Raw genomic sequence first — 26,851 nt, forward strand, 5'->3', positions numbered from 1 at the left:
ACCCTTATACCCGGTCCGCCTGCACCACCGTATCCAGTGCGCGGAGCGCCGAGAGGATGCGGTTCAAGTGCTGGGCGTCGGCCACTTCCAGATCGATGATGTCGGTGTGGAAGGGGCCTTCGCGGTTCACCAGTTGCAGGTTCAGAATGTTCGCCTTGGTCGCGCCGAAGACGTTCGTCACCGCCGCCAGAGCGCCCGGCTGGTTCTTGACGATGACCTGGAGGCGCGCCGTGCCGCCCTTGGACTTGCTGTCCCAGCTGAGGTCGACCCAGTCGTCGTCCTGCCCGGCCTCCAGCGAGCGGCAGTCGATGGTATGGACCTCGATCGGCTCTCCGGTGCGGCGGACGCCGACGATGCGGTCGCCGGGGACGGGGTGGCAGCAATCGCCCAGATTATAGGCGATGCCCGGCGTCAGGCCGCGGATCGATACCGGAGCGTGCTGGCGCGGATGCGCTTCCTCCACCCCTTCCGCGCTGGTCGAGCCGGGGATCAACGCCTCCATCACTTCCGAATCGAGCAGGCGGTGTGTGGCGATGGCGACCATCAGCGAGGCGCGATCCTCCAGTCTCAGACGCTTCAGGGCAGCCTTCAGCGCCTTGTCGCCCAGTTCGCTCGCCAGTTCCGGCGAGAAACGGCCGATGATTTCCTCATAGAGCTTCTCGCCCAGCGCGACTTCCTCGCCGCGCTGTTTCTGGCGGATGTAACGGCGGATGGCGGCGCGGGCCTTGCCGGTGATGGCGAAGGTCAGCCAGCCGGGCTGAGGCTCCTGCCCCTCCGACTTCAGGATTTCGACCTGATCGCCATTTTCCAGCGGCGTGCGCAGCGGCACGACGCGGCCATTGACCTTGGCGCCGACCGTCTGGTTGCCGAGCGAGGTGTGCACTGCATAGGCGAAGTCCACCGGTGTCGACCCCTTGGGCAGCTGGTGCAGTTCGCCCTTGGGCGAGAAGGCGAAGATGCGGTCCTGATACATCGCCATGCGGGTATGTTCGAGCAGTTCGTCCGCGTCCTGACTTTGCTCCAGTATCTCGACCAGATCGCGCAGCCAGGCGGCATGGTGATCGCCCGCATCGCCCTTTTGCTTATAGGCCCAGTGCGCGGCGAGGCCGAGTTCGGCGTCATGATGCATGTCGCGGCTGCGGATCTGCACCTCGATCCGGGCATTTTCCTGATGGATGACCGTGGTGTGCAACGAGCGGTAGCCGTTGCGCTTGGGCGTAGAAATATAGTCTTTGAACCGGCCCGGCACCATCTTGTAGGTCCGGTGGATGACGCCCAGCGCGCGGTAGCAGTCGTCCTCCGTATCGGTGATCACGCGGAACGCCATGACGTCGGTCAGCTGTTCGAAGCTGATGTGGCGCTCCTGCATCTTCTTCCAGATGGAGTAAGGATGCTTTTCGCGGCCCGACACCGTGACCGACAGCCCCTTGCCGCCCAGCAGCAGTTGCAGCTCCGCGCCGATGCGGTCGACCTTGTCATGGCCGCCTTCCTTCAGCTGCTCCAGCCGCTTGGTGATGCTGTCATAGGCTTCCGGTTCCAGCTCGCGGAAGGCGAGGAGCTGCATCTCGCGCATGAAGTCGTACATGCCGATCCGCTCGGCCAGCGGGGCATAGATGTCCATCGTCTCGCGCGCGATGCGTCGGCGCTTCTGCTCATTCTTGATGAAGTGCAGCGTGCGCATATTGTGCAGCCGGTCGGCGAGCTTCACCAGCAGCACCCGGATATCGTCCGACATGGCGAGCAGGAATTTGCGCAGATTCTCCGCCGCCCGCTCATTTTCGGACATGGCCTCGATCTTCGACAGCTTGGTGACGCCGTCGACCATCCTGGCGACGTCCTTGCCGAAGGCGTGCTCAATCTCCTCATAGGTGACCAGCGTGTCCTCGATCGTGTCGTGCAGCAGCGCGGTCACGATCGTCTGGTCGTCCAGATTGAAGTCGGTCAGAATGCCGGCGACTTCGATCGGGTGGCTGAAATAGGGGTCGCCGCTGGCGCGTTTTTGCGAACCGTGCTTCTGGACGGAAAACACATAGGCGCGGTTGATCATCGCTTCGTCCGCATCCGGATCGTAGCGTTTTACCCGTTCGACAAGTTCATACTGGCGTAGCATTGCTTCCCGATTGTCCGCGATGCCCCTTGCAGTGCAACAAAAAAATCCCATTTAGCTATAAACGCGCTGCACTTTTGCAACAGCGATGGCTTTGAGCTATCTATGAGACCCATGAAACATAATCTGGCGCAGGATCTGGAACAATGCGCGCTGCCGAGCGCGCTGGAGGCGATGGGTGAACGCTGGTCGTTCCTGATTTTGCGGGGCGCCCTGTCGGGCATCCGCCATTTCGAGGAGTTTCAGTCGACCCTCGGCATTGCCCGCAACATTCTGGCCAACCGGCTTGCCCGGCTTGTCGAAAACGGCATCATGCTGCGCCAGCCGATGCAGTGCGACCGGCGGAAGGTCGAATATCGGCTGACCGAAAAGGGGCAGGATCTGGCCCCCGCCATGATCGCGCTGCGTCAGTGGGGCGAAAAATGGGGTTGCGGCCCCATGGCCTGTCAGGTGCTGGCGGACAGCCGCGACCGGCAGCCGATCCGCAAGATGACCATTCAGGCCCATGACGGCCGCGCGCTGGATCTCAGCGATCTCGTCTGGCTCTGCGTCGATGAAGAGACCCCCGTGGCGGCGGCGCCGTCGCCGGAGGTTGTGAAGGCGGCCTGACAGGCGCGGTTGTACCGGGAACCATGTCGCTTTTTGCAAAAAACCGGTTCCCACTTTTTTGCGTGATGCTCTAGTCTGGCCCCAATGTCAGTGCATCGCTTTCAGCCCCAGCCCTTCTTCGCGGACAAGAACCGCGCTTTCTGGAACCTCCAGTCGGTGGGCTGGGCCGGCGCCTTCCTGCTGCGCGGCTCATCGACCATCGCCAATGGGCAGCCGCTTTCCAGCCTGATTCCGGTGATGATATCGACCGTGTCGGGCTATTCGGTGACGCTGCTGATCGCGGTGGTCTTCCGTTTCCTGCAAAGGCAGCGGCCGATCATCACCTGGGGCGCGTCGATCGTGACGGTGGTGGTCGCGGCGGGACTGGTGGCGTTCATCGACGCCTGGGTCTTCTCGACCCAGAACCGGGGCAGCGATACGGCGGGCCTGCAGCTGTTCCTTGGCGCCTTCTATCTCAGCATGACGCTGCTGGGGGCGTGGTCGGCGCTCTATTACGCCATTAATTTCTATCTGACGGTGGAGGAGCAGGCGGACCAGCTTTTGCGGCTGGAAAATCAGGCGTCGAGCGCGCAACTCGCCATGCTGCGCTATCAGCTCAATCCGCATTTCCTCTTCAACACGCTGAACAGCATTTCGACGCTGGTGCTGCTGAAACAGACCGACCGCGCCAATGCAATGCTTTCACGCCTTTCCTCCTTTTTGCGCTATACTCTGATCAACGAGCCGACCGCGCAGGTGACGATCGAGCAGGAGATCGAGACGCTGAAACTGTATCTGGAGATCGAGAAGATGCGGTTTGAGGACCGTTTGCGGCCGGTGTTCACCATCGATCCGGCCGTCGCCCAGTCGCGTCTGCCCTCTCTGCTGCTCCAGCCTCTGGTCGAAAATGCGATCAAATATGCGGTCACGCCCAAGGAGGAGGGTGCGGAAATCTCCGTCACGGCGCAGCCTGCCGGTGAAAACGTCCGGATCATCGTATCCGATACGGGTCCGGGATTGAATGAGGGGTTCACCCGCCCGAACAATCTGGTCAGCGAAGGAACAGGCGTAGGTCTGGCGAATATCCGCGACCGGCTCATTCAGGCCTTCGGGGAACGACAGAGCTTCGAAACGCGTTCCACGCCAGGCGGTTTTTCGGTCACGATCGAAATGCCGCTGAATTTGGATGAACCATCGAGAGTGGCCGCATGACCATCAGAACAATCCTCGTCGACGACGAAAGCCTGGCTATTCAGGGCCTGAAGCTGCGTCTGGAAGCGCATGAGGATGTCGAAATCGTAGAAACCTGTTCCAACGGCCGTGAAGCGATCCGCGCCATCAAGACGCATAAACCCGACCTTGTGTTCCTCGACATTCAGATGCCCGGTTTCGACGGCTTTTCCGTCGTGCAGGGGCTGATGGAGGTCGAACCCCCGCTTTTCATCTTCTGCACCGCCTATAGCGACCATGCCATCCGCGCCTTTGAGGCGCAGGCGGTCGACTATCTGATGAAGCCGGTGGATGAAGGGCGTCTGGCCGACGCGCTGGACCGCGTGCGCCAGCGCCTGAGCGAAAAGAAGCAGGTTCAGGAAGCCGAAAAGCTGCGCGAGGTGCTGGCGGAAGTGGCACCCGACGCGATGAACGAATTCAGCGCCGCCGATGAGGATGCGCCGGCCGCCAATCGCTTCGAAAAGCTCATCAACATCAAGGATCGCGGGCAGATTTTCCGTGTGGACGTGGATTCGATCGAGCGGATCGACGCCGCGGGCGATTATATGTGCATCTACACCGCCGACAATTCGCTGATCCTGCGCGAAACGATGAAGGACCTCGAAAAGCGGCTGGATCCGCGCAATTTCCAGCGCGTGCACCGCTCGACCATCGTCAATCTCAGCCAGGTGCGGCAGGTCAAGCCGCACACCAACGGCGAATGTTTCCTGGTGCTGGAATCCGGCGCGCAGGTGAAGGTCAGCCGGTCCTATCGCGACGTGGTCGCGCGCTTCGTGCACTGATCATCTGAACACCCATTGCCGGTTGAGGCCGAACACCACGGCCGGCGTCACGAACAGCATGGCCGGGATGGGCGACCATTCCGGCCATTGCATATGGGTGACGCACAGCCACACCCAGAATGCGTTCAGCGCATAGCTGACCAGCGAAACCGCGACGAAGCGCACAGTGCGGGCAGCCTGATTGTCGCGGCTGCCATGGCCGCGGAAGGTGAAGGCGCTGTGCGTGACATAGCCGACCAGCACGGCCGCCAGATAGCCGATGCCGTTGGCGATCTGGGGATGCAGGCCGACGGGCGCGGCCAGGGTCCAGTAGATGGCGGCCTGACAGGCCGTCACGAACAGTCCGGTCAGGCCGTAGCGGACGATCTGCCAGAACAGGGCCTGTTGATGCGGTGTCAAGATCTGGAGGATTTTCATGCCGCCCCGTTGCGCTTTGATGCGGAGCCTCTAAGGCGGATTTCGCTTTCACGAAACCGCTTTGGATGTTTTTTTGATGCCGCATTTTCCGAGCCGCCGACCGATGCCGGTCGACTTGAAAATGCTCTGATCGAGCGCCCATGAACCTGCAAAGCTGGCCAGCCCTGCGCGCTCACGCCGCGTCCCTTGCGGCGACATCGTCCCTTTATGCCGAGCGGCACTGGAAATGGCTGACGCTGCTGCTGTGGATCGCGCTGATGGCCGGGTTTCTGGTGACGCGCTGGCCGCAAATTCACTGGCTGACGCTCAGCGACACTGACGACAATATGCGGATGATGCAAGTGCGTGGCCTGCTCGCCGGGCAGGATTGGTACGACCTTCGCCAATATCGGCTGAGCCCGCCGCAAGGCCTCGACATCCACTGGTCGCGGCTGGTGGACCTGCCGATCGCCGGGTTGATGCTGTTCTTCCGCGCCTTTCTGGATCAGGGACTGGCCGACCGGATGGCCTGCGCCATCGCGCCGATGATCCCGCTCCTGCCGCTGATGCTGGGGCTGGGCTTCATCGCCCGCCGGCTGGCCGGCGGCAATGGCTGGATATTGGCGGCCGCCGCGCCCTTCGCCGCGCAGATGGGCATCAGCATGTTCATGCCGATGCGAATCGACCATCATGGCTGGCAACTGGCCTTCACCGTGCTGATGCTGGCGGGGCTGATCGACAGAAACTGGCTGCGCGGCGGGATCGTCGTCGGGGTCAGCAGCGCGCTGTCCATCGCCATCGGCATGGAAATGATCGTCTATCTGGCCGCTGGCGGCGCGCTGATCGCCCTGCGCTGGGTGTTCAAGGAGGGCGCAGCGCGCCGGATGCTGCCTTATGCCCTCAGCCTGACCGGCGCGACGTCGCTCTCCTTCCTGATCTTCGCAAGCTATGCCAATCGCGCCATGGTGTGCGACGCGATCTCCCCCATATGGGTGGCGATCTTCGCGGCGGCGTCGGCAGGGATGGCGCTGCTGGCGCTGCTGCCGCTCAAAAGCCGGACCGCGCGGCTGGGCGCCGGGATCGTCGTCGGCGCGGCGGTGGCGGCCTTTGCCTGGCTGAACTGGCCGCAATGCCTGTCGGGCGCCTATCAGATCTCCCCGGAACTCGAAAAGCTGTGGCTCGCCAATATCCGCGAGGCCAAGCCCATCACGGTGCAGTCCTGGAGCCTGATCGTGCCGCTGATGGCGATCCCGGTCGCGGGCGTCATCGGTCTTGTCTGGGCCTTGTGGGAATCGCGCAAGGATGGCGACCGGCTTTGGGCCTGGGCGACGGTGGGGCTGATGATGCTCTTTTCGACCTCGCTGCTCTTCTGGCAGTTGCGGGCCGGGCCGGCCGCGCAACTGCTCGCCATTCCGCCTGCCGCCTGGGCGGCCTATCGCCTGCTTTGCCTCATCGCGACGGGACGGCCATGGGCGCGCGCGCTGGCAGTGCTGGGGGCAGCGCTGATCGCCATGGCGGTCTTTGCGACGCCGCTCTATCCGCAGATGAACGCGCTCTGGGCAAAGGCGACGGGCGAAGCGCCCAAGCCGCAAAAGCCCGCCGCAACGGCGCGCCGCGCCGCGATCAACAAGGCCAATGGCCGTTGCCGTTCGCTGCCCGCGCTGGAAGTGCTCGATCAGCTCCCGCCCGCGACCATCTTCACCATGGTCGATCTGGGGCCGCGTCTGATCGCGACCACCCATCACAGCGCGGTTGCAGGTCCCTATCATCGCAATGGCGCGGTCATCCTCGACATGCATCACGCCTATGACGGTCCGGCGGAGGCGTTCCGGCCGATCGCGGCCCGGCATCATGCGACCTATTTGCTGGTCTGCCCCGGATTTCCGGAAGGCACCATCTACCAGTCGCGCAGCCCCAGGGGGTTTTATGCCGGGCTGATCCGGGGCGACGTGCCGGGCTGGCTGAAGCCCGTGCCGCTCAGGACGGGGCTGACCCTGCCTTACACGCTCTACAGGATCGATTACAGCGCGCCGCGTTGACGGCGTCGCGCCGTCGTTTCTGGGTGCATCATTGCAGGCGCAAGCCGGCTCCCACTTTTTCCCTGATGCTCCGCTCAGCGCCGGGCGGCGAAAAAATCCCGCAGCAGCGCTGATGCCTCGGCAGCGGCCAGATCCCCATAGACTTCGGGCCGGTGCAGACATTGGGGCTGGGTGAAAAGGCGCGGTCCCTGCTCGATCGCGCCGCCCTTGGGATCGGACGCGGCATAATAGAGGCGCGTGATTCGGGCGTGGGAAATCGCCCCGGCGCACATGGGGCACGGCTCCAGCGTGACCCACAGATCGCAGCCGGCAAGGCGGAAATCCCCGATATGGGCCGCTGCGGCCCGGATCGCGACGATTTCGGCATGGGCGGTGGGGTCATTGTCGCGCCGGTTGCGATTTTCGCCCTCGCCGACGATGTGCCCGTCCAGCGTAACGACCGCGCCGATGGGCACTTCGCCCGCCGCCTGCGCGGCGCGGGCGAGGTCAAGCGCGCGCCGCATGGGATCGGGCAGGGGAAAGGGCGATGACATGCGTCGCCCTTACAGCATCGGCCCGGAAAGGGAAAATCAGGGCTTCTTGACGTCCACCGTCGGCACTTCGACCGTTTCCTTTCGCTTGCCGACCTCGACCCTGGCCACATTGGCCTCATATTTGGGAAGGGTGCCGCCCTTCACGGCGATTTCGGGCAGGCGCCCCTCCTGCGTCTTTTGCAGGTCGATGAAACCCGTCGCCACGCCAACGCCCAGCAACAGCAATATGATCAGCAAAAGGCCACCAATGAATCGCATTTCCGCCTCCTGTCGGTTAAGGGGAGAACGTCCCGGAGTCGGAAAGGGTTGCGCGAGTGGTCCTGAAAGCTCCCGGCGGGTTGACGACGGGAAGGAATCCCGTTATCGGCGCCGCTTTCCGAACGAACCCGAATTACAAGGTTGATTGACTATGTCGCGCATTTGCGAGCTGACCGGCAAGGGCCGCCAGGTGGGTCACAATGTTTCCCACGCCAATAACAAGACCAAGCGTGTGTTCCTGCCCAACCTGCAGAACGTCTCGCTGATCTCTGAAGCGCTGGAAACGACCGTGAAGCTGCGCGTGTCGACCCATGGTCTGCGTTCGGTCGAACATAATGGCGGCCTGGACAACTGGCTGCTGAAGACCAGCGACGACAAGCTTTCGCTGAAGGCTCGCCGCCTGAAGCGCGACATTGCGAAGAAGAAGGCTGCCGTCGCAGCCTGATTGCTTGTCATTCGTTCGCTCAGAAGCGGCCTGGCAACAGGCCGCTTTTTTGCGTTGCGCGATGGGACGGCTATCTTGGATCCGTTTTGGGCCAATCCAGGACATTCCTTCTCTCTGAAGGGAGAAGGATAGGAAGCATCTCAATCCAATGCGAATTTGAGCAGCAGGGTGCGCTGGAAGAATTCGTGATTGTCGTCAGAGGCGATCCAGACGATCCGGCGGTCGCCTTCGCGGCTCAGGGCCAGCCCTTCGAAATTGTCGGCCAGCAGCGGCGGCGCCAGCCGGGCAAGCGTGTGCGCCTTCAGCCGGTCGCCGGGACGGGGCCTGGCCGGCAGCTCGATGATCGCCAGCGTGGCGGTGAACAGCTCCTGCAAGGTCAGCCGCCGGTTCAGAACCAGCAGATGCCGGTCGTCCAGCGCGACGGCGTCGGTGGGGCGATAGCCGCGCGGCGGCACATAGCGCAGGTGAATCGGCATGGGCGTGCCGCGATCCGCGGGATCGCCGGAGAACAGCAGCGTGTCGTGGCTGCCGTCAGCGGTCATTCCCATTTCCGCGATCACCAGGAAGCGCCCGCCGGGCAGCCGGGCGAGCGATTCGATGGAGCCTGTTTCGGGCCACGCCTCGATCTCCGGCCAGATGCGGCAGGCTTCCGCACGGGCGAAGCCGGGCGAATAGCGGCAAATCATCTGTTGCAGTTCGAATCCCACCCAATAGCGGTCGCTGGCGGGATCATGCGTCATGGACTCCGAATCCCACGCCCACCATGGCTTTTCGCGGTCTTGCGGGCGTATCGGAAGCGGGGCGATAAACGGATGGCGGGCAGGCGTGCCGGGGCCGATATGAAAGCCCATCAGCGTTCCGGAATCGCTCAGTGCCAATATTTGACCGTCCGGCCCGGCCAGCAGCGAGGAAATACCGCCGAAGCCCGGATGCCTGGCGCTGAGCTGCCAGCCGCCCAGATAGGCGAGGCGGCCCAGTCTGCGCAGAGCCGGATCGGTGCTGCTCAGGGGCAGGGGCCGCGCGGTCACCATCAGCGGGCCGGGGCCGAACAGTTCGGGCTTGTTCTTGTGCGGAGCCGGGAGAAGCAGGATCGCAAGCAGCAGGACGATCAGAATTCGGCGCATCGCGTTTTGCCATAGGCGAATAACGGACGTCATGCAGCAGCAGAGTTTTCTGAAATTCATGTTCAGGCCCGGCGAAGGATTTATCGAGCCGGGTACGCGACGGCGCTGGCATTCTGACCGAAAAAGCGCGAAAATACGGCGCTTTGACGCGAGTGGCCATGGATATGATGCTGAACGGCCGCTGACATCGCCATTCAGGCTTGGCTCAACGCGAATCGGGCAAAAGGGCTTCAATCGATGGTGAGTTCCCCCTTGAGAGAACGGCCTAGATCGATGGCAATTGAGGAGCAACGCCATGAAGACCAAATTTCTGATCAATCTGGGGGCGGCGCTGGCAATGGGCGCTGCGTCCCTGGCCGTCACCGCGGCGCCCGCACAGGCGCGCGACGGTTGGGGGCATCGCTATGAACGCGGCGACTATTATCGCGGCGACCGGGGCTATCGCGGCTATCGCGACGGCTATTATCGTGGCGGCGGCGGCTATTATCGCGACAATTATTATCGTGGCAATCGCGGCTATCGTGGCGGTTATCGCTGCCGGGACAGCGGCACGGGCGGCACCATCATCGGCGCGATTGCCGGCGGTCTGCTGGGTAATGAAGTCGGCAAGGGCAGCGGCCGTTATGGCCGTCGCGGAGACGGCACCACGGGCGCCATCATCGGCGCGGGCGTGGGTGCGCTGGCCGGCCGGGCGATCGACCGCGATTGCTGAGCCGGGACCGTTCTGAACAGGATGAGGGTCGCTCCGTTGGGGCGACCCTTTTCATTTGGCGGGAGGCGGCGCCGTGAGGGGATCGATCCGGTGGCGCTTTTGCGGCTCCAGGGGAGCGGCCGCTTCGTTGATCGCTCCAGCTTCGCGGGCGGGGCCGGGTTCAGCGGTGTCCTGGGTCCCGCATGCGCCCAGAAGCAACAGAAGCATGCCGACCGACCCGTAGCGGCTCATCGCCCTTTCCCTTCGCCCAAAGAAAAAGGCCGCCCCGTTTCCGGCGCGGCCTCTTCCAGACATTCCCGGTTAGGGGAATTACATCGCGTTCGAAGCGGCGTTCGACGCAGCGTTCGCAGCGTTCGAAGCAGCGTTGCCGGCGTTGTCGGCGGCGTTCATCGCGGCGTTCATGGCGTTGTCGGCAGCATTCGAAGCGTTCTCGGCAGCGTTGGCCGAAGCGTTGGCGGCATTTTCCGCACCGCCCGAGCAGGCGGCCAGGCCGAGCGAGGCGGCGAGAACGAGCGAAAGAGCAATCGACTTGGTCATGGGTTAACCCCTCTCTGAGAATAAAAAACGCGCAGACCACTCTCGGAGAAAAGTTCACCCCCCATTGCGTCTGCGGGCCGATTCGTAATGAATCCGGTGACTCATGGCAATCCCATTCCTGCGTTAAGCCCGTGATTTGGGGCTGGAAGGGGAGTCAGGCGCCTGATCCGAACGGCCATTGACGCATATAAAGATTTCTTTATATGATCCTTTCATGAGCGCGGCACTCGACATTTTCCGGGCATTGGGCGACCCGACGCGGCTGCGCATCATCCACCTTTTGCGCGCCATGGAACTGGCCGTCGGAGAGATTGCGCAGGTCGTGGGGCAAAGTCAGCCGCGCGTGTCGCGCCATGTCCGCATTCTGGCCGAAGCCGGTCTGGTCGAACGGCGCAAGGAAGGCAATTGGGTTTTCCTGCGTTTGGGCAGGGAAGCGGCAATTTCGCCTTTTCTGACGCTTTTCGACCGGCTTGTGCCCTCGGAAGGCGAACTGTTGTGGCAGAAAGCGGACCTGGCCCGACTGGCGGCGGTGCGGGCGGATCGCGCTCAGGCGGCGGAAAGCTATTTTGCCGAACATGCCGAGGAATGGGACGCGATCCGGTCGCTCCATGTGCCGGAGGATGATGTGGAGCGGGCGATGACGGCGCTGCTGGGCGCGGAGCCGATCGGGCATCTGCTCGATGTCGGGACCGGCACCGGGCGGATGATCGAGCTGTTCGGCCCGGCGGCGGATCAGGTGACGGCATTGGATCGCAGCCCCGACATGCTGCGGCTGGCCCGCGCCAAGCTGCCGGAGGATGCGGGCGACAAATATGCGCTGGTGCTGGGCGATTTCACCGCCCTGCCGCTGGAGCCGGGCAGCGTCGATACGGTGGTCTTCCATCAGGTTTTGCACTATGCGCAGGCGCCCGAGGCGGTCATCGGGGAGGCGGCGCGGGTGACGGCGACGGGCGGCCGGGTGCTGATTGCTGACTTTGCGGCGCATGAACGGGAAGAACTCAGGCTGCGCGACCAGCATGCGCGGTTGGGCTTTTCCGACGGACAGATTGAAAGCTGGTTCGCGGATGCGGGCCTTGAACTGGAGCGGGTGGAGGTGCTGCCCGGCCAGGAACTGACGGTACAACTATGGCTGGGACGGCGCCGGGGCGCGCATGTCCTGCCAATCGAAGGACGACTTTCCGCATGACCTTGAGCTTCCCCTCCGTCGAAGAGGCCCGGCGCGCACTGGATGCGCCGCTCTATGCCGATCTGGCGGGCGACCTGAATGTGAGCTTCGAATTCTTCCCGCCCAAGACGGAGAAGATGGAGGAGCAGCTCTGGTCCGCGATCCAGACGCTGACGCCGCTGGCGCCGAAATTCGTGTCGGTGACCTATGGCGCAGGCGGTTCGACGCGGGAGCGGACGCACAATACGGTGGCGCGGATCGCGAAGGAAACGCCCCTGTCGGCGGCGGCGCATCTGACCTGCGTGGCGGCGAGCAAGGCCGAGATCGACGAGGTGGTCGACGCCTATTGGGAGGCGGGCGTGCGGCATATCGTCGCCCTGCGCGGCGATCCGCCCGAAGCAGGGACGAAGTTTGTGCCCCATCCCGACGGCTATAAGGGCGCGGCGGAGCTGGTCGAGGGGCTGGTAAAGCGGCATCCGTTCGAGATTTCGGTGGCGGCCTATCCCGAAACGCATCCCGATGCCGTGAGCGCGCAGAGCGATATCGACAATCTGAAGCGCAAGCTGGACGCGGGCGCGAGCCGGGCGATCACGCAATTCTTCTTCGAACCCGACACCTTCTTCCGCTTTCGCGACACCGTGGCGGCGGCGGGGATCGACGCGGAGATCATTCCGGGCATCATGCCGGTCAGCAACTTCGCCGCGGTGCAGCGCATGTCGGCAATGTGCGGGACCGAGGTGCCGGCATGGATGGAGCGGCTGTTCGCCGGCCTTGATGATCTGCCCGCCGCGCGGCAGCTGGTGTCCGCGACGCTGGCGGCGGAACTGTGCCGCAAGCTCTATGCGGGCGGGGTACGCGACTTTCATTTCTATACGCTCAACCGGGCGGAGCTGAGCTATGCGATCTGCCATCTGCTTGGTTTGAGGCCCGCTGCACTGGAGAAGACGGCATGACCGCCGAGGAACGCTTCCGCGCCGTTGCGGCGGAAAAGATCATGATTTTCGACGGCGGCTACGGCACGTCGATCCAGAAGCATGGGCTGACCGAGGCGGACTATCGCGGCTCGCTCGATCTGGCGAAGGACCAGAAGGGCAATAACGACCTGCTGTGCCTGACCCGGCCGGATATCGTCGAGGGCATCCACACCGCCTATCTCGACGCGGGCGCGGACATGATCGAGACGAATACCTTCTCGTCCACCAAGATCGCCATGGCCGATTATGGTTGCGAGCATCTGGTGCGGGAGATCAACATCGCCGCCGCGCAGATCGCTAGGCGCGCCTGTGAGGCTGCGACGGCGAAGGATGGGCGGCCGCGTTTCGTGGCGGGGTCGATCGGGCCGACGAACAAGACTTTGTCGATCTCGCCCGACGTGAACGACCCGGCCTATCGCGAGGTCGATTATGATACGCTGAAGGCCGACTATCGCGAGCAGTGCGACGCGCTGATCGAGGGCGGGGTGGATTTCCTGCTGGTCGAGACCTGCTTCGATACGCTCAATGCCAAGGCAGCGGGCATGGCGGCGCGCGAGGCCGAGGCGGCGGCGGGGCGGCCGGTGCCGCTGATGCTGAGCTTCACCATCACCGACATGTCCGGGCGGAACCTGTCGGGGCACACAATCAACGCCTTCTGGTATTCGCTGCGGCATTTGAAGCCCCTGACCATCGGGGTGAATTGTGCGTTCGGGGCGGATCTGCTGCGGCCTTATTTGTCCGAGCTGGCCAAGAATGCCGATACGCTGATCCTGGCCTATCCCAATGCGGGGCTGCCCAATGAGCTGGGGCAATATGATGAGCTGCCGGAGACTACCGCCTCGCTGATCCGCCAGTGGGTGGATGAGGGACTGGTCAATATGGTCGGCGGCTGTTGCGGCACGACGCCCGCGCATATCGGCGCTGTGGCGAAGGCGCTGGCGGGGCACAAGCCTCGCGTTGTGCCGGAACTGCCGGTGGTCACGCGGCTCGCGGGTCTCGAACCGATGCATATCGCGGCGTAAGATAGTATGTCGTCCTAGCGAAAGCGGGGATCTCGTGCCTCCAAGGGGGCGCTTCAACACTGGGAGACCCCAGCTTTCGCTGGGGTGACGAGCTTAAAAATGACCACCCAATCCACCGCCACTTTCGTCAACATCGGTGAGCGCACCAACGTCACCGGATCGGCCAAATTCAAGAAGCTGATCATGGCAGGCGATTACGCCGCGGCCATCGACATTGCCCGCGATCAGGTCGAGAACGGCGCGCAGATCGTCGACGTCAACATGGACGAAGGCCTGCTCGACGCGGTCGAGGCGATGACGACCTTCCTGAAGCTCATGACCTCGGAACCGGATATTTCCCGCGTCCCGGTGATGATCGACAGCTCGAAGTGGGAAGTGATCGAGGCCGGTCTGAAATGCGTCAGCGGCAAGCCGGTCGTGAACTCGATCAGCATGAAGGAGGGCGAGGAAGCCTTTCTGCATCATGCGCGGCTCTGCATGGCCTATGGCGCGGCGGTTGTCGTCATGGCCTTCGACGAGACGGGTCAGGCCGACACGAAGGACCGCAAGGTCGAGATTTGCGAGCGCGCCTACAAGTTGCTGATGACCATCGGCTTCCCGCCGGAGGACATTATCTTCGACCCCAATATCTTCGCCGTGGCGACGGGGATCGAGGAGCATAATAATTACGGCGTCGACTTCATCGAGGCGTGCCGCGAGATCAAGGCGCGCTGCCCGCACGTCCATATCTCCGGCGGTCTGTCGAACTTCTCCTTCTCCTTCCGCGGCAACGAACCCGTCCGCCGGGCGATGCATTCGGTCTTCCTCTACCACGCCATTCCGGCGGGGCTGGACATGGCGATCGTCAATGCGGGGCAGCTCGACGTTTACGACGCGATCGACCCGGCGCTGCGCAAGGCGTGCGAGGATGTGCTGCTGAACAGCGATCCCGAAGCGGGAGACCGGCTGGTCGCGCTGGCGGAAAGCTACAAGGGCAAGGATGCGGCGTCCGAAAAGGCGGCGCAGGAATGGCGCGGCTGGCCGGTCGCCAAGCGGCTGGAGCATGCGCTGGTCAAGGGCATCGACATGTATGTGGTCGAGGATACGGAGGAAGCCCGCCTCGCCGCCGCCAAGCCGATCGAGGTGATCGAGGGGCCGCTGATGGACGGCATGAACGTGGTCGGCGACCTGTTCGGCGCGGGCAAGATGTTCCTGCCGCAGGTCGTCAAATCCGCCCGCGTCATGAAGAAGGCGGTCGCGCATCTGTTGCCCTTTATCGAGGCGTCTAAGGAACCGGGCGCCAAGGGCAAGGGCAAGATCATCATGGCGACGGTCAAGGGCGACGTCCATGATATCGGCAAGAATATCGTCGGCGTCGTGCTCCAGTGCAACGGCTTCGACGTGGTCGACATGGGCGTGATGGTGCCCTGGCAGGATATCATCAAGGCGGCGAACGATCATGACGCCGACATGATCGGGCTTTCCGGCCTCATCACCCCCTCGCTGGACGAGATGGTGACGGTGGCGGTTGAGATGCAGCGCGCCAACATGACGATGCCGCTGCTGATCGGCGGCGCGACGACATCCAGGGTGCATACCGCGCTGCGCATCGACCCGGCATTCGAGGGGCCGGTGGTGCATGTGCTGGATGCCAGCCGCGCGGTAGGCGTGGCGACGGCTTTGGTGTCGGAGACGCAGAAGGATGACTTCGTTCGCAAGACCAAGGACGATTATGAGCATGTCCGCAAGGCGCGTGAGGGCAAGGGGCAGAGCAAGCTGCTGTCGATCGAGGATGCCCGCGCCAACGCCTTCGAGATTGACGAGAGCCTGAAGCCCGGCAGGCCGCGCCTGCCCGGCGTCCATCGCTTCCCGGACTGGGACCTGAAGGATCTGCGCCACTATATCGACTGGACGCCCTTCTTCCGCGCCTGGGAGCTGGCGGGCAATTATCCGGCGATTCTCGACGATGAAGTGGTGGGCGAGAGCGCGACCAGCCTGTTCAGCGACGCGCAGAAGATGCTCGACAGGATCATCGACGAGAAGTGGCTGACGGCCCGCGGCGTGTGCGGCCTGTGGCCCTGCCGCCGCGAGGGCGACGACATCATCGTCCATGTCGAGGATGAACGCCACGTCACCCTGCCGATGCTGCGCCAGCAGATCGCCAAGCGTGAAGGCCGGGCGAACATGTGCCTTGCCGATTTCATCAGCCATGATGGCGACTGGATGGGCGGCTTTGCCGTGTCGATCCATGGCATCGAGCCGCATCTGGCGCGCTTCAAGAACGCCATCGACGACTATTCGGATATCCTGCTGAAGGCGCTGGCGGACCGTCTGGCGGAAGCCTTTGCCGAGCGGCTGCACCATTATGTGCGCACCGCGCTCTGGGGCTATGCGGAGGGCGAGCAGCTGACCAACGAAGCGCTCATCAAGGAGCAGTATCGCGGCATCCGTCCGGCGCCGGGCTATCCGGCCTGCCCGGAGCATAGCCTGAAGCCGTTGCTGTTCGACATGCTCGATGCGCATCATGCGACGGGGATCACACTGACGGAAAGCTTCGCGATGCTGCCGACGGCGGCGGTCAGCGGCTTTTACTTCGGTCACCCGCAGGCGGAATATTTCGGCGTGGCGCGGGTGGGGCGCGACCAGCTGGAGGATTATGCAGGGCGGCGCGGGGTCGATCTGGAAACGGCGGAGCGCTGGTTGCGGCCGAATCTGGACTGAGCCGCTGGAGCGCGTTGCATTAGATCAGACGCAGGTCGCGCGCTCCAGATTTTGTTGTCGCATCCTTTTAAACGGAAAACCGGTTCCCACTTTTCCGCACGATGCTCCAAATCCTCCCCATTGCGGAATGGGGGGATAATATTGTCACCGGGCCTCGTGGTTCGCGGCGACCGCCTTGGCGACCGCCTGCATCAACTGCCACCGCGTCGGGATCGGTTCGGTCGTGCTGCCGATCATCACCGCGACCGCATAGCTGGTGCCGTCCGGCGCCGTCATGATGCCGATATCGTTGAAGCCGGTCGAGCGGGCGCCCAACTCTTGGCCCGTGCCGGTCTTGTGCAGATAATGCCATCCGGCGGGAACCCCGCCCTTGATGCGCTGCGGCCCGGTCTTCGCTTCGCTCATGATCGACAGGAGCAAGGCGCTCGACGCCGGCGACAGCATGTCATTCTGTTTGAGCTTTGCCAGCGCCTCCACGATGGAGGAGGGCGCTGCGCCATCGGGCGGGCTGGCGAGATAATTGTCGAGCGCCTTCTGCCGCACGGACATGGGCAGCCTGGCGCGGGCGGCATAGAAATTGCGGCCGATGGAATAATCCTGCCGCCATTCCAGCCCCGCGGTCGTCGATTGCAGCAGCCGCTCGCCCGGACCGAAGCGGATATCCTTGATATAGCGCCGGGCGAGGTAGCTGCGCACCGCATCCGGCCCGCCCACGGCGCGCAGCAGCGTGTCGTTGGCGGTATTGTCGCTCTGCGTCATGGCGCGACGCATCAGGTCGGCATAGGTGGTCGTCCAGCCGCTATTGCCGACCATGGCGGCGCTCGGCTGGTGGAAGAGCGTCAGATCCTTCTTCGTGATGGTGGTGCTGTCGCTCAGGCGAATCTTGCCCCGGTCGACCGCGTCGAGAAAGGTCATCGACACCCAGAGCTTCGACACGCTCTGCTGCGGGAAAAGGCTGTTGCCGTTCCACGCCACGGTCCAGTCGCTGCCGATGCGGCGCACCGCGATGCCGACCTTGCCATGGAAGCTTTGCCCCAGATTGCGCACCACGCTGACCAGTGCCGGGGGCGGCGTTTCGCGCTGATCGACGGCCAGCGCCTGATAAGGTTTGGGCGGATTGGCGACCGGCTTGATCGGATAGGTCGATGTGGTCGGCTGCGGGGGTTGCGGCGCCCGCGCATAGGGCTGCTGCGGCGCGCTGACGCAGGCCGAAAGGGCCGCCATCAACAACAGAAGTCTGGCAGAACCATTGTTGCCGCCACCGTCCGGACGCGGTCCGCGCCCCCTGTTCGAACTGGTCATCAAATTCCCCGCACTCTCCTTCCGCATTGGAGTCAGAGCCTCAGCCAGAGACAAGATTCATGCGACGAACGATTCCACAAATGGGATGTAAGGAGGCTGAACGGCTTTGTTCCGGGGGGCGCTCAGTTGCCGTTCAGCGGACGGACTGCAAGAAGAGCGGGATGAACCGAAGCATGAACAGACGCAAGATGATGCGGGGCGGGCTGGCGCTGTTCGCCGGGAGCCTGCTGGCGCGCCCGGCGGTGGCGGCGCCCTTTGCCTCCCGCCGGATCGCCGTCACCACGCGGGGCGCGGGGCGCGACGTGGTTCTGATCGCTGGTCTCGCAAGCGGGCCGGGGCTGTGGAACGGGGTGATCGGCGCGATTTCGGGTTATCGCTGGCACCTGGTGCATGTGCGCGGCTTTGCCGGGCTGGCTGCCGACGCCAATGCGAGCGGGCCGGTGGTTCAGCCGGTGGCCGACGAGATTGCGCGCTATATCGGCGCGGCGGGCCTGCGTCGTCCGGCTGTCATCGGGCATAGCATGGGCGGCACGCTTGCGATGCTGCTGGGGCTGAAAGGGCTGGCGAGCCGTTTGATGGTGGTCGACATGCTGCCCGAAGGCGCGGCGATGATCGGCGGCACGGCCAGCGGCATGGGCTTTCTGGCGGATCAACTGGGTGACTATTTCACCGGAACCCGGGCGGGCCGCGCCTATCTGGCGCAGATTCTGGCGGAAATGCCCGGCGCGCGGGGCAGCGATCCGGACGTCATCGCCAATGCGCTGCGCGACCTTGCCAATGTCGATCTGGGACCGCAATTGCCCCGCCTCACGGCGCCGATGGAGGTGGTCTATGCCGTGGGCGCCGATGCGGCTCAGGCCGGTGCGATCACGCGCACCTTCCGCGCCGCCTATGCGCCCAAGCGCGATGTCCGGCTGTTGCCGATCGGGCCGAGCGGCCATATGGTCATGGCCGACCAGCCCGCCCGCTTCAATGCAGCGCTCAGCAATTTTTTGAAGGCCGTTTGACGCCGGTCAAAAGCGGTTCGGCGCCCCCGATGTAGAAGGAGGACGACGCTCTTCCCGCGTCACTCCTCGCCTCCGGCGCAGCGACGATGGATCGCTGCGCCGCCTTTTTGTTCACGGAGCGAGGACGGTATCGACCGCGGCGGGTAGCATGTCCGGATAATCCAGCGTATAGTGCAGGCCCCGGCTTTCCTTGCGATGCAGCGCCGAACGGACCACCAGGCGAGCGACTTCCAGCAGGTTGCGCAGCTCGATCAGGTCGGGCGTCACGCGGAAATGGCCGTAATATTCGTCCACCTCCTGCGCCAGCAGGGCGACGCGGTGCTGGGCGCGTTCCAGCCGCTTGGTCGTGCGCACGATGCCGACATAGTCCCACATGAAGCGGCGGATTTCCTTCCAGTTGTGCTGGACGATGACCTCTTCGTCGGAATTGGTGACGCGGCTCTCGTCCCAAGGCCGGATCGGCGGCGGGGCGGGCAGTTCGTCCCAATGGGCGCGGATATGCCGGGCCGCCGCTTCGCCAAAGACGAAACATTCGAGCAGCGAATTGGAGGCGAGGCGGTTCGCGCCGTGAAGGCCGCTTTCGCTGACCTCGCCCGCCGCATAAAGGCCGGGCAGGTCGGTGCGGCCATCGAGGTCGATGACCACGCCGCCGCAGGTATAATGCTGGGCAGGGACGACCGGGATCGGCTCTTTCGTGATGTCGATGTCGAGGTCCAGCAGGCGCGCATAGATGGTCGGGAAGTGGGTGCGCACGAATTCCGGCGGCTTGTGGCTGATGTCGAGATGGACATAGTCGAGGCCAAGCCGTTTGATTTCATGGTCGATGGCGCGGGCGACGACATCGCGGGGCGCCAGCTCGCCGCGTGGGTCGAAACGGTGCATGAAGCGCTCGCCGCCGCCGGGGACGCCGGGCGGGAGCTTCAGATGGCCGCCTTCGCCGCGCACGGCTTCGGTGATGAGGAAATTCTTGACCTCCAGATTATGGAGGCAGGTCGGGTGGAACTGGTTCATCTCCATGTTGGAGACGCGGCAGCCCGCGCGCCAGGCCATGGCGATGCCGTCGCCGGTCGCGCCTCTGGGCGCCGTTGAAAAGAGATAGGTGCGCCCGGCGCCGCCGGTGCACAGGATCGTCGCCCGGCCCAATATCGCGTCGACATGATCGGTTGCCTTGTTGAAGGCATAGACGCCCCAGACATGGCCGTCGCCCGAATAGCGCTCCCCATGGCGGCTGGTGATGAGGTCGATGGCGACCCTATCCTCCAGCAGCGTGATGTTCGGGTTGGCGCGGGCGGCTTTCAGCAGCGCGACCTGCACCGCGTGGCCGGTGGCGTCGTCGACATGGACGATGCGGCGGTGGCTATGCCCGCCCTCGCGGGTCAGATGCCAGCGTTCGCCAAATTCCTCGCCCCCCTCTTCATTGGCGTTAAAGGGCACACCCAGTTCCGCCAGCCGCTCGATCGCGGCGGGGGCCTCGGAGACGACGAATTGGACGGTGCTGCGGTCGTTGAGACCTGCGCCCGCGATCATCGTATCCTCGATATGCGCCTCGAAACTGTCACCGGCGTCGAGTACGGCGGCAATGCCGCCCTGCGCCCAGTTGGTGGAGCCGCCGTCGAGCGCGCCCTTGGCAAGAACCACGACCTTGCGGTCCTGCGCGAGGTTGATGGCGGCTGTCAGCCCCGCTGCGCCGGAGCCGATGATGACGACGTCATAGGTGGTGGTGGGCATCGTTCTTCTTTTCTACCGAACCGTCAGGCGGCCGCCGTCAGGTTGAGGAACACATCCTCCAGATCCGGGTCGCGGGTGACCACGTCGACGATGGACAGCCCGCTTGCCTGCACGGCGCTCAACACCTGCCCGGCATTGGCGCGGTTCTTCATATAGGTGATGGTCAGCGTGCGCTCGTCCGACAGTTCGACCTTCTCGAAACTGGGGTCGGTGGGGGCGTTGGTGATGTCACGGTCGACGGTTACCTGCACCACCTTTTCCTGCGCCATGGCGATCAGTTCGCGGGTCGGCTTGTCGGTGATGACCCTGCCATGGTTGATGATGCCGATGCGGTCGCACAATTCCTCGGCTTCTTCGAGATAATGGGTCGTCAGCACGATGGTCACGCCCTGCCGGTTGAGTTCGCGGACATAGGCCCAGAGCTGCTGGCGAAGCTGCACGTCGACGCCCGCCGTCGGTTCATCCAGCACCAGGATCGGCGGCGAGTGGACCATTGCCTTGGCCACCAGCAGGCGGCGCTTCATCCCGCCCGAAAGGGTGCGGGCATAGGCGTTCGCCTTGTCCTCCAGATGGACCGCGCGCAGCAGTTCCATCGAGCGGCGGCGCTCTTTCGGCACGCCATAATAGCCCGCCTGATTTTCCAGCGTCTCAAAGGGCGTGAAGAAGGGGTCGAAGACGATCTCCTGCGGCACGATGCCGATCGAGTTCTTGGCGTTGCGGGGGTTCTGGTCGATGTCGAAGCCCCAGATCTTCGCGGTGCCGCTGGTCTTGTTCACCAGCCCCGCGAGGATGTTGATCGTGGTCGACTTGCCCGCGCCGTTCGGCCCCAGCAGGCCGTAGATCTGCCCGCGCGGAATGGTGAGGCTGATATTGTCGAGCGCCTGCTTGCCGCCCTTGTAAACCTTGGTGAGGTTGGTGATCTCGATGGCGGGGGTGGGGGCGGCTTGCGGAGTGTCGGTCATGGCTGCCTATAGTGGGGTTGGGCCATCGGAAAGGAAAGAGCGCGCTTAAAATTCGTCGGCAATGTCCATCAGGCCCAGCAATTTGCGCGGGGCGACCTGTCGCCAGCTGCCGTGGAGCCGCCCGGCAATCTGGTCCCAGTCGGTATCGCCAAGGTCCAGGCGGATGCCGACCCAGCCGTCTCCGAAATAGGCCGGGCGGTAATAGCGCGCCGGATCGCTTTCGATCAGCATCGCCTGTTCTTCGGGCGCGGTCGTCTTGACGAGCAGCGCGATGACGCCGTCGCCATGATGATCCTGCGTGAAATAGGCGAATTTCTTGCCCTTCTCGATACCGAAGCAGGGCATGCCGTGGGACGTCACCTCATCGGCCTGCGGCAAGGCGAGGGCGCGTTCGCGAACCTTGTTCAGCAGCCATTCGGGCTGGCGCTCGCGGGTGACGAAATCGGCCAGGGTGCGGGAATAGAGCTGATGTTCCGCCATCAATATGCGCGCGGCGAGGCTGTCGGCGGTGTCGCCGGGCAGGATCGCGACTTCGGTTTGGCCCAGCACCGGGCCGTCGTCCAGCTCGGCGGTGACGACATGAACCGAGCAGCCCGCATGGGAATCGCCCGCGTCCAGCGCCTTTTGATGGGTGTCGAGGCCCTTATATTTGGGCAGCAGGCTGGGGTGGATGTTGAGCATCCGGCCCTCCCATCCCGCGACGAACTCCGGCGAGAGCAAGCGCATATAGCCCGCCAGCGCGACATATTGGGCGTTTGCCTTGCGAAGCTCAGCGTCGATGATCCGGTCGAATTCGGCGCGCTTCATGCCCTTATGGCTTTGCGCGAAGGTCGCGATGCCCTCGGCGGCGGCGAGCGTCAGCCCCGCCGCTTCGGGATCGTTCGCGGCGACGAGCACGATCTCATAGGGACAGGACGGATGCTTGGCGGCGTAAAGCAACGCCGCCATGTTCGAGCCACGCCCGGAAATGAGTATGCCGACCTTGGCTTTTTGCATGAGGTTACCCCAGATGCGTGGCGGTCCAGTCGGCCTTCGCACTCCACGTTTCCTGAGAGCCCCTGACCGTGCAGCCCTTTTCGCCCGCTTCGACGACGCCCACGCGGACCACCGTTTCGCCAGCGGCCTCCAGTTCGGCGGCCACAGCGTCGGCGACGTCCGCGTCCACCGCCAGCACCATGCCCACGCCGCAGTTGAAGGTGCGCGCCATTTCCTCCGGCTCGATATTACCCTGCGCCTGGAGGAAGGCCATCAGCCGGGGCTGTTCCCAGCCATCGGCATCGACCACCGCATGGCAGCCCTCGGGCAGCACGCGCGGGATATTCTCCAGCAGGCCGCCGCCGGTGATGTGCGCCAGCGCATTGATCCTGCCGCCGCGCACCAGCGGCAGCAGCGACTTCACGTAGATGCGCGTGGGCGCCATCAGCGCATCGATCAGCAGCACTTCATTGTCGAAGATCGCCGGACGGTCGAGCTTCCAGCCCTTGTCGGCGGCGAGGCGGCGGACCAGCGAGAAGCCGTTCGAATGCACGCCGGAAGAGGTGAGGCCCAGCAGCACGTCGCCCGCCTTCACCTTATTGCCGGTCAGCGCCTTCGACCGTTCCACCGCGCCGACGCAGAAACCGGCAAGGTCATAATCGCCCGGCCCATACATGCCGGGCATTTCGGCGGTTTCGCCGCCGATCAGCGCGCAGCCGGCCTGCTTGCAACCTTCCGCGATGCCCGCGATGACCCGTTCGGCAACGCCGCTCTCCAGCTTGCCGGTGGCATAATAGTCGAGGAAGAAGAGCGGCTCGGCGCCCTGCACGATCAGGTCGTTGGCGCACATGGCGACCAGGTCGATGCCTACGCCGTCATGGGCGTTGTGATCGATGGCGAGCTTCAGCTTGGTGCCGACCCCGTCATTGGCCGCGACCAGCAGCGGGTCGTCATAGCCTGCCGCCTTCAGATCGAAGAAACCGCCGAAGCCCCCCAGTTCCGCGTCGGCGCCGGGACGGCGGGTGGCCTTGGCCAGCGGGGCGATGGCGCGGACCAGCGCATTGCCCGCGGCGATGTCGACGCCAGCCTTGGCGTAGCTGTAGGATTCGTTCTCGCTCATGGCAGGCCCCTAGAACAACTGAGCATAAAACGGAACGGGAAATGGGTTGGCGCTTGGCATGGGGGCCAAATCCCGCCAAAAGGGCGCGCGTGAGCCTGCCACTTGTCCTTCGCGGCCTTTCCTTTCGGCCTCTGAACCTGATTCGCGCCCAAGTGCGGATGCTGTCGCGCCCGCTCCAGATCGTGGGCGCCATCGCGCTCGGCCTCGCCGCTGCGGCGCTGGTGGCGCAGATGGAGGGGGAACGCGGCGTGCCGCCGATTGCCAGCGGCGGCGATTTTCAGGTCAGCGGCGTCAAGGTCGACGTCTTCGCCAAGGATGCCTTCAGCGCGCGGCAGGCCGGCTGGCGGCTGGCGCAGCGCAAGGCGTGGCAGATGCTCTGGGCGCGGACCCATGGCGGCGCCGGTGCGCCGGGGCTTTCCGATTCGCAGCTGGAAGGCATGATTTCCGGCATCGAGATTGAATATGAGCAGTCCGGTCCCACGCGCTATGTCGCGACGTTGGGCGTGATGTTCGACCGGGCGCGCACCGGGCAATTGCTGGGCGTGACCGGCAGCAATGTCGTGCATTCGCCGCCGCTGCTGGTGATCCCGGTGCTTTGGGACGGCGGGTCGGCCGTGTCCTATGAGCGGATCAATGAATGGCAGAAGGCCTGGGCGCGCTTCCGCACCGGCGACAGCGCCATCGATTATGTCCGCGTGGCAGGCTCGATCGCGGATCCGGTGCTGCTCAATGCCGGTCAGGTCGGCCGACGCGGGCGGTTGTGGTGGCGAGTGCTGCTCGACCAATATGGCGCGGCCGACGTGGTGATCCCGATCGCGCGGCTGGAGCGGCAATATCCCGGCGGCCCGGTCACGGGCACCTTCACGGCGCGCTATGGTCCCGACGACAGTCTGATCGGCAGCTTCTCGCTGCGCGCCTCCAATGAAAGCGCGCTGCCGCAGATGATGGATCAGGCGGCGCAGCGGATCGACCAGCTGTACACCCAGGCGCTCAACGACGGGCGGCTGCGGCCCGATCCGTCGCTGATCATCGAGGAGCCGGTGGACGTCGACGCGCTGGCGATCGAAAACGCGTCGGAACAACCCATCGAGGAATTGACCGTCCCCACGCCCGCCGCGACCACGAGCAGCATCGCGATCCAGTTCGACACGCCCGACGTTGGATCGGTGACGCAGGGCGAGGCGGTGCTGCGGTCGATTCCGGGCGTCCGCTCGGCCGCCACCAGCAGCCTTGCGCTGGGCGGCACCTCTGTCATGCAGGTGAGCTTCGACGGCACGATCGATGCGCTGAAGGCCGCGCTCCAGTCGCGTGGTTATGGCGTCGCCGCGTCCGGCAGCACGCTGCGCATCCGCAAGGCGGGGACCGCTCCGGCACAATGAGACAGATCAGCCTGCCGTTCGACCGGCTGGATCAGGGAAGCGCCGACGCCTTTCTGGTCAGCGACGCCAACCGCATCGCCGTCCGCCATCTGGAAGGATGGCAGAGCTGGCCGCTGGCGATCAGCGTGCTGACCGGGCCGCCCCTGTCGGGCCGCTCGACGCTGGCCCGGCATTTCGTGGCGATGAGCGGCGGCAGGGTGATCGATGATGCGCAGGGGCAGGGAGATGAGGGCCTGTTCCACGCTTGGAACGAGGCGCAGACGGCGCGGCGTCCGCTGCTGCTGATCGGCAATGATCCGCCGATGCAATGGCCGGTGATCCTGCCCGACCTGCGCTCGCGTCTCGCTGCGGCGCCGCATGTGACGATCGGGCAACCGGACGAAGCGCTCGCGCTGGCGCTGATCGAACGGGCGTTGTCTTCCGCCGGGGCCAGCTATGCCGCCGATCTGCCCGAATGGCTGCTGCGCCGGATCGAGCGCAGCTATGTCGCGATCGCGGCCGTCACCCAATTGCTGGATGAGGCGGCGCTGTCATCCGGGCGTAAGATTTCCGTCGCTATGGCGAAAGAGGCCCTGCACGCCGCAGGATTTTTGCCTATACTTCCCGACTGACCCTTCAGTCCGACCGATGAGAGAGACGTGGCCGAAGCCGACCCCTCCGCCAGCCTGACCCTGCCCAGCGACCGCTACTTCAATCGGGAGCTTTCCTGGCTGGCGTTCAACCAGCGGGTGCTGGAAGAGGCGATGAATCGCGCCCATCCCTTGCTGGAGCGGCTGCGCTTCCTGTCGATTTCGGGCGCCAATCTGGATGAATTCTTCTCCGTGCGCGTGGCGGGCCTGAAGGGGCAGCAGTTGCAGGATGTCGACATGCGCTCGGCCGACGGACTGACCCCGGCGCAGCAGCTCGCCGCGATTGCCGAGGAAACCGCCCGGCTGATGGGCGCGCAGCAGAAGGTCTGGGGCGCGCTGCATGGCGAGCTGGCGAAGGTCGGGATCGAGGTGATCGGTCCGTCCAGTCCGCTCGCCGCGTCGTGCGAAAGCTGGCTGCGCGAGCATTTCCTCACCCAGGTCTTCCCGATCCTGACCCCGCAGGCGCTCGACCCCGCGCATCCCTTTCCCTTCATCCCCAATCAGGGTCTGTCGATCGTCTTCGATCTGGAGCGGTTGTCGGACAAGGAATCGATTCGCGAACTGGTGATGATCCCCGCCTCGCTGGCGCGCTTCGTGCGGATGCCGGGCGAAACGGCGCGCTATATGGCGCTGGAGGCGGTGATCCGGCGCTTTTCCGCCGATCTTTTCCCCGGCTACCGGGTGCGCAACAGCGGCGTGTTCCGCATCATCCGCGACAGCGACATCGAAATCGAGGAAGAGGCGGAGGATCTCGTCCGCTATTTCCGCAGCGCCATCAAGCGCCGCCGCCGCGGCCGCGTGATCCGCATGGAGATAGAGGAGCGCATCCCCGAGCCGGTCGAAGAGATGTTGCAGGACATGCTTCAGGGCCATGAGGCGATCATCGCCGAGGTCGAGGGCTTTGTCGGCATCGGCGACCTTTCGGGCGTGGTCGAGGAAGACCGGCCGGACCTGAAGTTCGAACCCTATGCCCCGCGCTTCCCGGAGCGGATTCGCGAATATGGCGGGGATTGCTTTGCGGCGATCCGGGCGAAGGACATCGTCGTCCATCATCCCTATGAAGCCTTCGACGTGGTCGTTTCGTTCTTGAAACAGGCCGCCTCCGACCCGGACGTGGTGGCGATCAAGCAGACGCTC

The 26,851-nt window shown here is 64.3% G+C and carries 25 protein-coding genes and 1 pseudogene; 14 read left to right on the forward strand and 12 right to left on the reverse strand.

The window, feature by feature from the left end; genetic code table 11:
* Positions 1-4: 4 nt before the first annotated feature.
* Entirely contained in the window at positions 5-2,110 is a 2,106-nt protein-coding gene (locus ACFC3J_RS03520) for a RelA/SpoT family protein (protein ID WP_375194827.1), read from the reverse strand.
* A gap of 111 nt (positions 2,111-2,221) precedes the next feature.
* Here ACFC3J_RS03520 and ACFC3J_RS03525 point away from each other — a divergent pair, with 111 nt between their 5' ends.
* The 3 genes from ACFC3J_RS03525 (at position 2,222) to ACFC3J_RS03535 (ending at position 4,707) form a co-directional block, all read left to right on the forward strand.
* A complete protein-coding gene (locus tag ACFC3J_RS03525; RefSeq protein ID WP_375194828.1) occupies positions 2,222-2,716 on the forward strand; it encodes a winged helix-turn-helix transcriptional regulator in 495 nt (164 codons plus the stop codon).
* A gap of 84 nt (positions 2,717-2,800) precedes the next feature.
* On the forward strand, positions 2,801-3,907 hold the full coding sequence (locus ACFC3J_RS03530; RefSeq protein ID WP_192667727.1) for a histidine kinase: 1,107 nt from the start codon (positions 2,801-2,803) through the stop codon (positions 3,905-3,907).
* Complete coding sequence (locus ACFC3J_RS03535; protein WP_192667728.1) at positions 3,904-4,707, forward strand: LytTR family DNA-binding domain-containing protein; 804 nt, start codon at positions 3,904-3,906, stop codon at positions 4,705-4,707. The genes ACFC3J_RS03530 and ACFC3J_RS03535 overlap by 4 nt, the downstream gene beginning before the upstream one ends.
* Here the strand turns inward: ACFC3J_RS03535 and ACFC3J_RS03540 are convergent, their stop codons facing one another.
* A complete protein-coding gene (locus tag ACFC3J_RS03540; protein ID WP_375194829.1) occupies positions 4,708-5,124 on the reverse strand; it encodes a GtrA family protein in 417 nt (138 codons plus the stop codon).
* Positions 5,125-5,264: 140 nt separating this feature from the next.
* On the opposite strand from ACFC3J_RS03540, the gene ACFC3J_RS03545 reads away from it, so the two are divergent.
* A complete protein-coding gene (locus ACFC3J_RS03545) occupies positions 5,265-7,142 on the forward strand; it encodes a hypothetical protein (RefSeq protein WP_375194830.1) in 1,878 nt (625 codons plus the stop codon).
* 74 nt (positions 7,143-7,216) lie between these two features.
* On the opposite strand, the gene ACFC3J_RS03550 is transcribed toward ACFC3J_RS03545, so the two are convergent.
* Both ACFC3J_RS03550 and ACFC3J_RS03555 read right to left on the reverse strand, forming a co-directional pair.
* Positions 7,217-7,675 (reverse strand): nucleoside deaminase, encoded by a 459-nt coding sequence (locus ACFC3J_RS03550; RefSeq protein WP_375194831.1) that lies wholly within the window; start codon positions 7,673-7,675, stop codon positions 7,217-7,219.
* Positions 7,676-7,711: 36 nt separating this feature from the next.
* Entirely contained in the window at positions 7,712-7,933 is a 222-nt protein-coding gene (locus ACFC3J_RS03555) for a hypothetical protein (RefSeq protein ID WP_375194832.1), read from the reverse strand.
* A 151-nt stretch (positions 7,934-8,084) separates the two neighbouring features.
* Between ACFC3J_RS03555 and rpmB the strand changes: the two genes are divergently transcribed.
* Entirely contained in the window at positions 8,085-8,378 is a 294-nt protein-coding gene (rpmB, locus tag ACFC3J_RS03560) for a 50S ribosomal protein L28 (RefSeq protein ID WP_007687480.1), read from the forward strand.
* Positions 8,379-8,518: 140 nt separating this feature from the next.
* Here the strand turns inward: rpmB and ACFC3J_RS03565 are convergent, their stop codons facing one another.
* Positions 8,519-9,502 (reverse strand): esterase-like activity of phytase family protein, encoded by a 984-nt coding sequence (locus ACFC3J_RS03565; protein ID WP_375194833.1) that lies wholly within the window; start codon positions 9,500-9,502, stop codon positions 8,519-8,521.
* A 295-nt stretch (positions 9,503-9,797) separates the two neighbouring features.
* On the opposite strand from ACFC3J_RS03565, the gene ACFC3J_RS03570 reads away from it, so the two are divergent.
* Positions 9,798-10,214 (forward strand): glycine zipper 2TM domain-containing protein, encoded by a 417-nt coding sequence (locus ACFC3J_RS03570; RefSeq protein ID WP_375194834.1) that lies wholly within the window; start codon positions 9,798-9,800, stop codon positions 10,212-10,214.
* Between the two features lie 51 nt (positions 10,215-10,265).
* Here the strand turns inward: ACFC3J_RS03570 and ACFC3J_RS03575 are convergent, their stop codons facing one another.
* Both ACFC3J_RS03575 and ACFC3J_RS03580 read right to left on the reverse strand, forming a co-directional pair.
* Positions 10,266-10,445 (reverse strand): hypothetical protein, encoded by a 180-nt coding sequence (locus ACFC3J_RS03575; RefSeq protein ID WP_375194835.1) that lies wholly within the window; start codon positions 10,443-10,445, stop codon positions 10,266-10,268.
* A 78-nt stretch (positions 10,446-10,523) separates the two neighbouring features.
* On the reverse strand, positions 10,524-10,751 hold the full coding sequence (locus ACFC3J_RS03580) for a circumsporozoite protein (RefSeq protein WP_375194836.1): 228 nt from the start codon (positions 10,749-10,751) through the stop codon (positions 10,524-10,526).
* A 214-nt stretch (positions 10,752-10,965) separates the two neighbouring features.
* Between ACFC3J_RS03580 and ACFC3J_RS03585 the strand changes: the two genes are divergently transcribed.
* The 4 genes from ACFC3J_RS03585 (at position 10,966) to metH (ending at position 16,612) form a co-directional block, all read left to right on the forward strand.
* Positions 10,966-11,937 (forward strand): ArsR/SmtB family transcription factor, encoded by a 972-nt coding sequence (locus tag ACFC3J_RS03585; protein ID WP_375194837.1) that lies wholly within the window; start codon positions 10,966-10,968, stop codon positions 11,935-11,937.
* Positions 11,934-12,869: a methylenetetrahydrofolate reductase gene (gene metF, locus ACFC3J_RS03590; protein WP_375194838.1), complete on the forward strand. Its 936-nt coding sequence runs from the start codon at positions 11,934-11,936 to the stop codon at positions 12,867-12,869. The genes ACFC3J_RS03585 and metF overlap by 4 nt, the downstream gene beginning before the upstream one ends.
* Positions 12,866-13,912 carry a homocysteine S-methyltransferase family protein gene (locus ACFC3J_RS03595; RefSeq protein WP_375194839.1) on the forward strand — a complete coding sequence of 349 codons (1,047 nt, stop codon included), beginning with the start codon at positions 12,866-12,868 and terminating at the stop codon, positions 13,910-13,912. The genes metF and ACFC3J_RS03595 overlap by 4 nt, the downstream gene beginning before the upstream one ends.
* A gap of 84 nt (positions 13,913-13,996) precedes the next feature.
* The gene (gene metH, locus ACFC3J_RS03600) at positions 13,997-16,612 is read left to right on the forward strand and encodes a methionine synthase (protein ID WP_375194840.1); all 2,616 of its coding nucleotides are present in this window, start codon (positions 13,997-13,999) and stop codon (positions 16,610-16,612) included.
* 144 nt (positions 16,613-16,756) lie between these two features.
* Here metH and ACFC3J_RS03605 read toward each other — a convergent pair whose 3' ends face one another.
* Positions 16,757-17,914 (reverse strand): serine hydrolase, encoded by a 1,158-nt coding sequence (locus ACFC3J_RS03605; RefSeq protein WP_375194841.1) that lies wholly within the window; start codon positions 17,912-17,914, stop codon positions 16,757-16,759.
* A gap of 173 nt (positions 17,915-18,087) precedes the next feature.
* On the opposite strand from ACFC3J_RS03605, the gene ACFC3J_RS03610 reads away from it, so the two are divergent.
* Positions 18,088-18,921: an alpha/beta fold hydrolase gene (locus ACFC3J_RS03610; RefSeq protein ID WP_375194842.1), complete on the forward strand. Its 834-nt coding sequence runs from the start codon at positions 18,088-18,090 to the stop codon at positions 18,919-18,921.
* Between the two features lie 111 nt (positions 18,922-19,032).
* On the opposite strand, the gene nadB is transcribed toward ACFC3J_RS03610, so the two are convergent.
* From nadB to purM, 4 genes are read right to left on the reverse strand one after another with little or no spacing between them, the layout of a single operon-like run.
* Positions 19,033-20,649: an L-aspartate oxidase gene (nadB, locus tag ACFC3J_RS03615; protein WP_375194843.1), complete on the reverse strand. Its 1,617-nt coding sequence runs from the start codon at positions 20,647-20,649 to the stop codon at positions 19,033-19,035.
* A 23-nt stretch (positions 20,650-20,672) separates the two neighbouring features.
* Positions 20,673-21,611: an ABC transporter ATP-binding protein gene (locus tag ACFC3J_RS03620; RefSeq protein ID WP_192667744.1), complete on the reverse strand. Its 939-nt coding sequence runs from the start codon at positions 21,609-21,611 to the stop codon at positions 20,673-20,675.
* A 45-nt stretch (positions 21,612-21,656) separates the two neighbouring features.
* Positions 21,657-22,607, reverse strand: coding sequence for a phosphoribosylglycinamide formyltransferase (gene purN, locus ACFC3J_RS03625; protein ID WP_375194844.1), 951 nt, complete (start codon positions 22,605-22,607; stop codon positions 21,657-21,659).
* 4 nt (positions 22,608-22,611) lie between these two features.
* Positions 22,612-23,706 carry a phosphoribosylformylglycinamidine cyclo-ligase gene (purM, locus tag ACFC3J_RS03630; protein WP_375194845.1) on the reverse strand — a complete coding sequence of 365 codons (1,095 nt, stop codon included), beginning with the start codon at positions 23,704-23,706 and terminating at the stop codon, positions 22,612-22,614.
* A gap of 89 nt (positions 23,707-23,795) precedes the next feature.
* Between purM and ACFC3J_RS03635 the strand changes: the two genes are divergently transcribed.
* From ACFC3J_RS03635 to ACFC3J_RS03645, 3 genes and pseudogenes are all read left to right on the forward strand, one after another.
* Positions 23,796-25,085, forward strand: coding sequence for a heavy-metal-associated domain-containing protein (locus ACFC3J_RS03635; protein ID WP_375194846.1), 1,290 nt, complete (start codon positions 23,796-23,798; stop codon positions 25,083-25,085).
* Entirely contained in the window at positions 25,082-25,696 is a 615-nt protein-coding gene (locus ACFC3J_RS03640; RefSeq protein ID WP_375194847.1) for a chromosomal replication initiator DnaA, read from the forward strand. Before ACFC3J_RS03635 ends, ACFC3J_RS03640 begins: the two co-directional genes overlap by 4 nt.
* 27 nt (positions 25,697-25,723) lie before the next feature.
* A pseudogene (locus tag ACFC3J_RS03645) lies at positions 25,724-26,851 on the forward strand (RNA degradosome polyphosphate kinase); the annotation flags it as partial.

This window comes from Sphingobium sp., from assembly GCF_041987595.1.
Classification (GTDB): Bacteria; Pseudomonadota; Alphaproteobacteria; order Sphingomonadales; family Sphingomonadaceae; genus Sphingobium.

Bases quoted from the DNA above. Each gene is read 5' to 3' on its own strand.
- ACFC3J_RS03620 (WP_192667744.1), bottom strand. From the start codon at position 21,611: ATGACCGACACTCCGCAAGCCGCCCCCACCCCCGCCATCGAGATCACC.
- ACFC3J_RS03530 (WP_192667727.1), top strand. From the start codon at position 2,801: ATGTCAGTGCATCGCTTTCAGCCCCAGCCCTTCTTCGCGGACAAGAAC.
- ACFC3J_RS03525 (WP_375194828.1), top strand. From the start codon at position 2,222: ATGAAACATAATCTGGCGCAGGATCTGGAACAATGCGCGCTGCCGAGC.
- ACFC3J_RS03520 (WP_375194827.1), bottom strand. From the start codon at position 2,110: ATGCTACGCCAGTATGAACTTGTCGAACGGGTAAAACGCTACGATCCG.
- ACFC3J_RS03575 (WP_375194835.1), bottom strand. From the start codon at position 10,445: ATGAGCCGCTACGGGTCGGTCGGCATGCTTCTGTTGCTTCTGGGCGCA.
- ACFC3J_RS03640 (WP_375194847.1), top strand. From the start codon at position 25,082: ATGAGACAGATCAGCCTGCCGTTCGACCGGCTGGATCAGGGAAGCGCC.
- ACFC3J_RS03550 (WP_375194831.1), bottom strand. From the start codon at position 7,675: ATGTCATCGCCCTTTCCCCTGCCCGATCCCATGCGGCGCGCGCTTGAC.
- ACFC3J_RS03605 (WP_375194841.1), bottom strand. From the start codon at position 17,914: ATGACCAGTTCGAACAGGGGGCGCGGACCGCGTCCGGACGGTGGCGGC.
- ACFC3J_RS03540 (WP_375194829.1), bottom strand. From the start codon at position 5,124: ATGAAAATCCTCCAGATCTTGACACCGCATCAACAGGCCCTGTTCTGG.
- ACFC3J_RS03610 (WP_375194842.1), top strand. From the start codon at position 18,088: ATGAACAGACGCAAGATGATGCGGGGCGGGCTGGCGCTGTTCGCCGGG.
- ACFC3J_RS03580 (WP_375194836.1), bottom strand. From the start codon at position 10,751: ATGACCAAGTCGATTGCTCTTTCGCTCGTTCTCGCCGCCTCGCTCGGC.
- nadB (WP_375194843.1), bottom strand. From the start codon at position 20,649: ATGCCCACCACCACCTATGACGTCGTCATCATCGGCTCCGGCGCAGCG.
- ACFC3J_RS03570 (WP_375194834.1), top strand. From the start codon at position 9,798: ATGAAGACCAAATTTCTGATCAATCTGGGGGCGGCGCTGGCAATGGGC.
- purN (WP_375194844.1), bottom strand. From the start codon at position 22,607: ATGCAAAAAGCCAAGGTCGGCATACTCATTTCCGGGCGTGGCTCGAAC.
- ACFC3J_RS03595 (WP_375194839.1), top strand. From the start codon at position 12,866: ATGACCGCCGAGGAACGCTTCCGCGCCGTTGCGGCGGAAAAGATCATG.
- purM (WP_375194845.1), bottom strand. From the start codon at position 23,706: ATGAGCGAGAACGAATCCTACAGCTACGCCAAGGCTGGCGTCGACATC.
- rpmB (WP_007687480.1), top strand. From the start codon at position 8,085: ATGTCGCGCATTTGCGAGCTGACCGGCAAGGGCCGCCAGGTGGGTCAC.
- metF (WP_375194838.1), top strand. From the start codon at position 11,934: ATGACCTTGAGCTTCCCCTCCGTCGAAGAGGCCCGGCGCGCACTGGAT.
- ACFC3J_RS03565 (WP_375194833.1), bottom strand. From the start codon at position 9,502: ATGCGCCGAATTCTGATCGTCCTGCTGCTTGCGATCCTGCTTCTCCCG.
- ACFC3J_RS03545 (WP_375194830.1), top strand. From the start codon at position 5,265: ATGAACCTGCAAAGCTGGCCAGCCCTGCGCGCTCACGCCGCGTCCCTT.
- ACFC3J_RS03585 (WP_375194837.1), top strand. From the start codon at position 10,966: ATGAGCGCGGCACTCGACATTTTCCGGGCATTGGGCGACCCGACGCGG.
- ACFC3J_RS03555 (WP_375194832.1), bottom strand. From the start codon at position 7,933: ATGCGATTCATTGGTGGCCTTTTGCTGATCATATTGCTGTTGCTGGGC.
- ACFC3J_RS03535 (WP_192667728.1), top strand. From the start codon at position 3,904: ATGACCATCAGAACAATCCTCGTCGACGACGAAAGCCTGGCTATTCAG.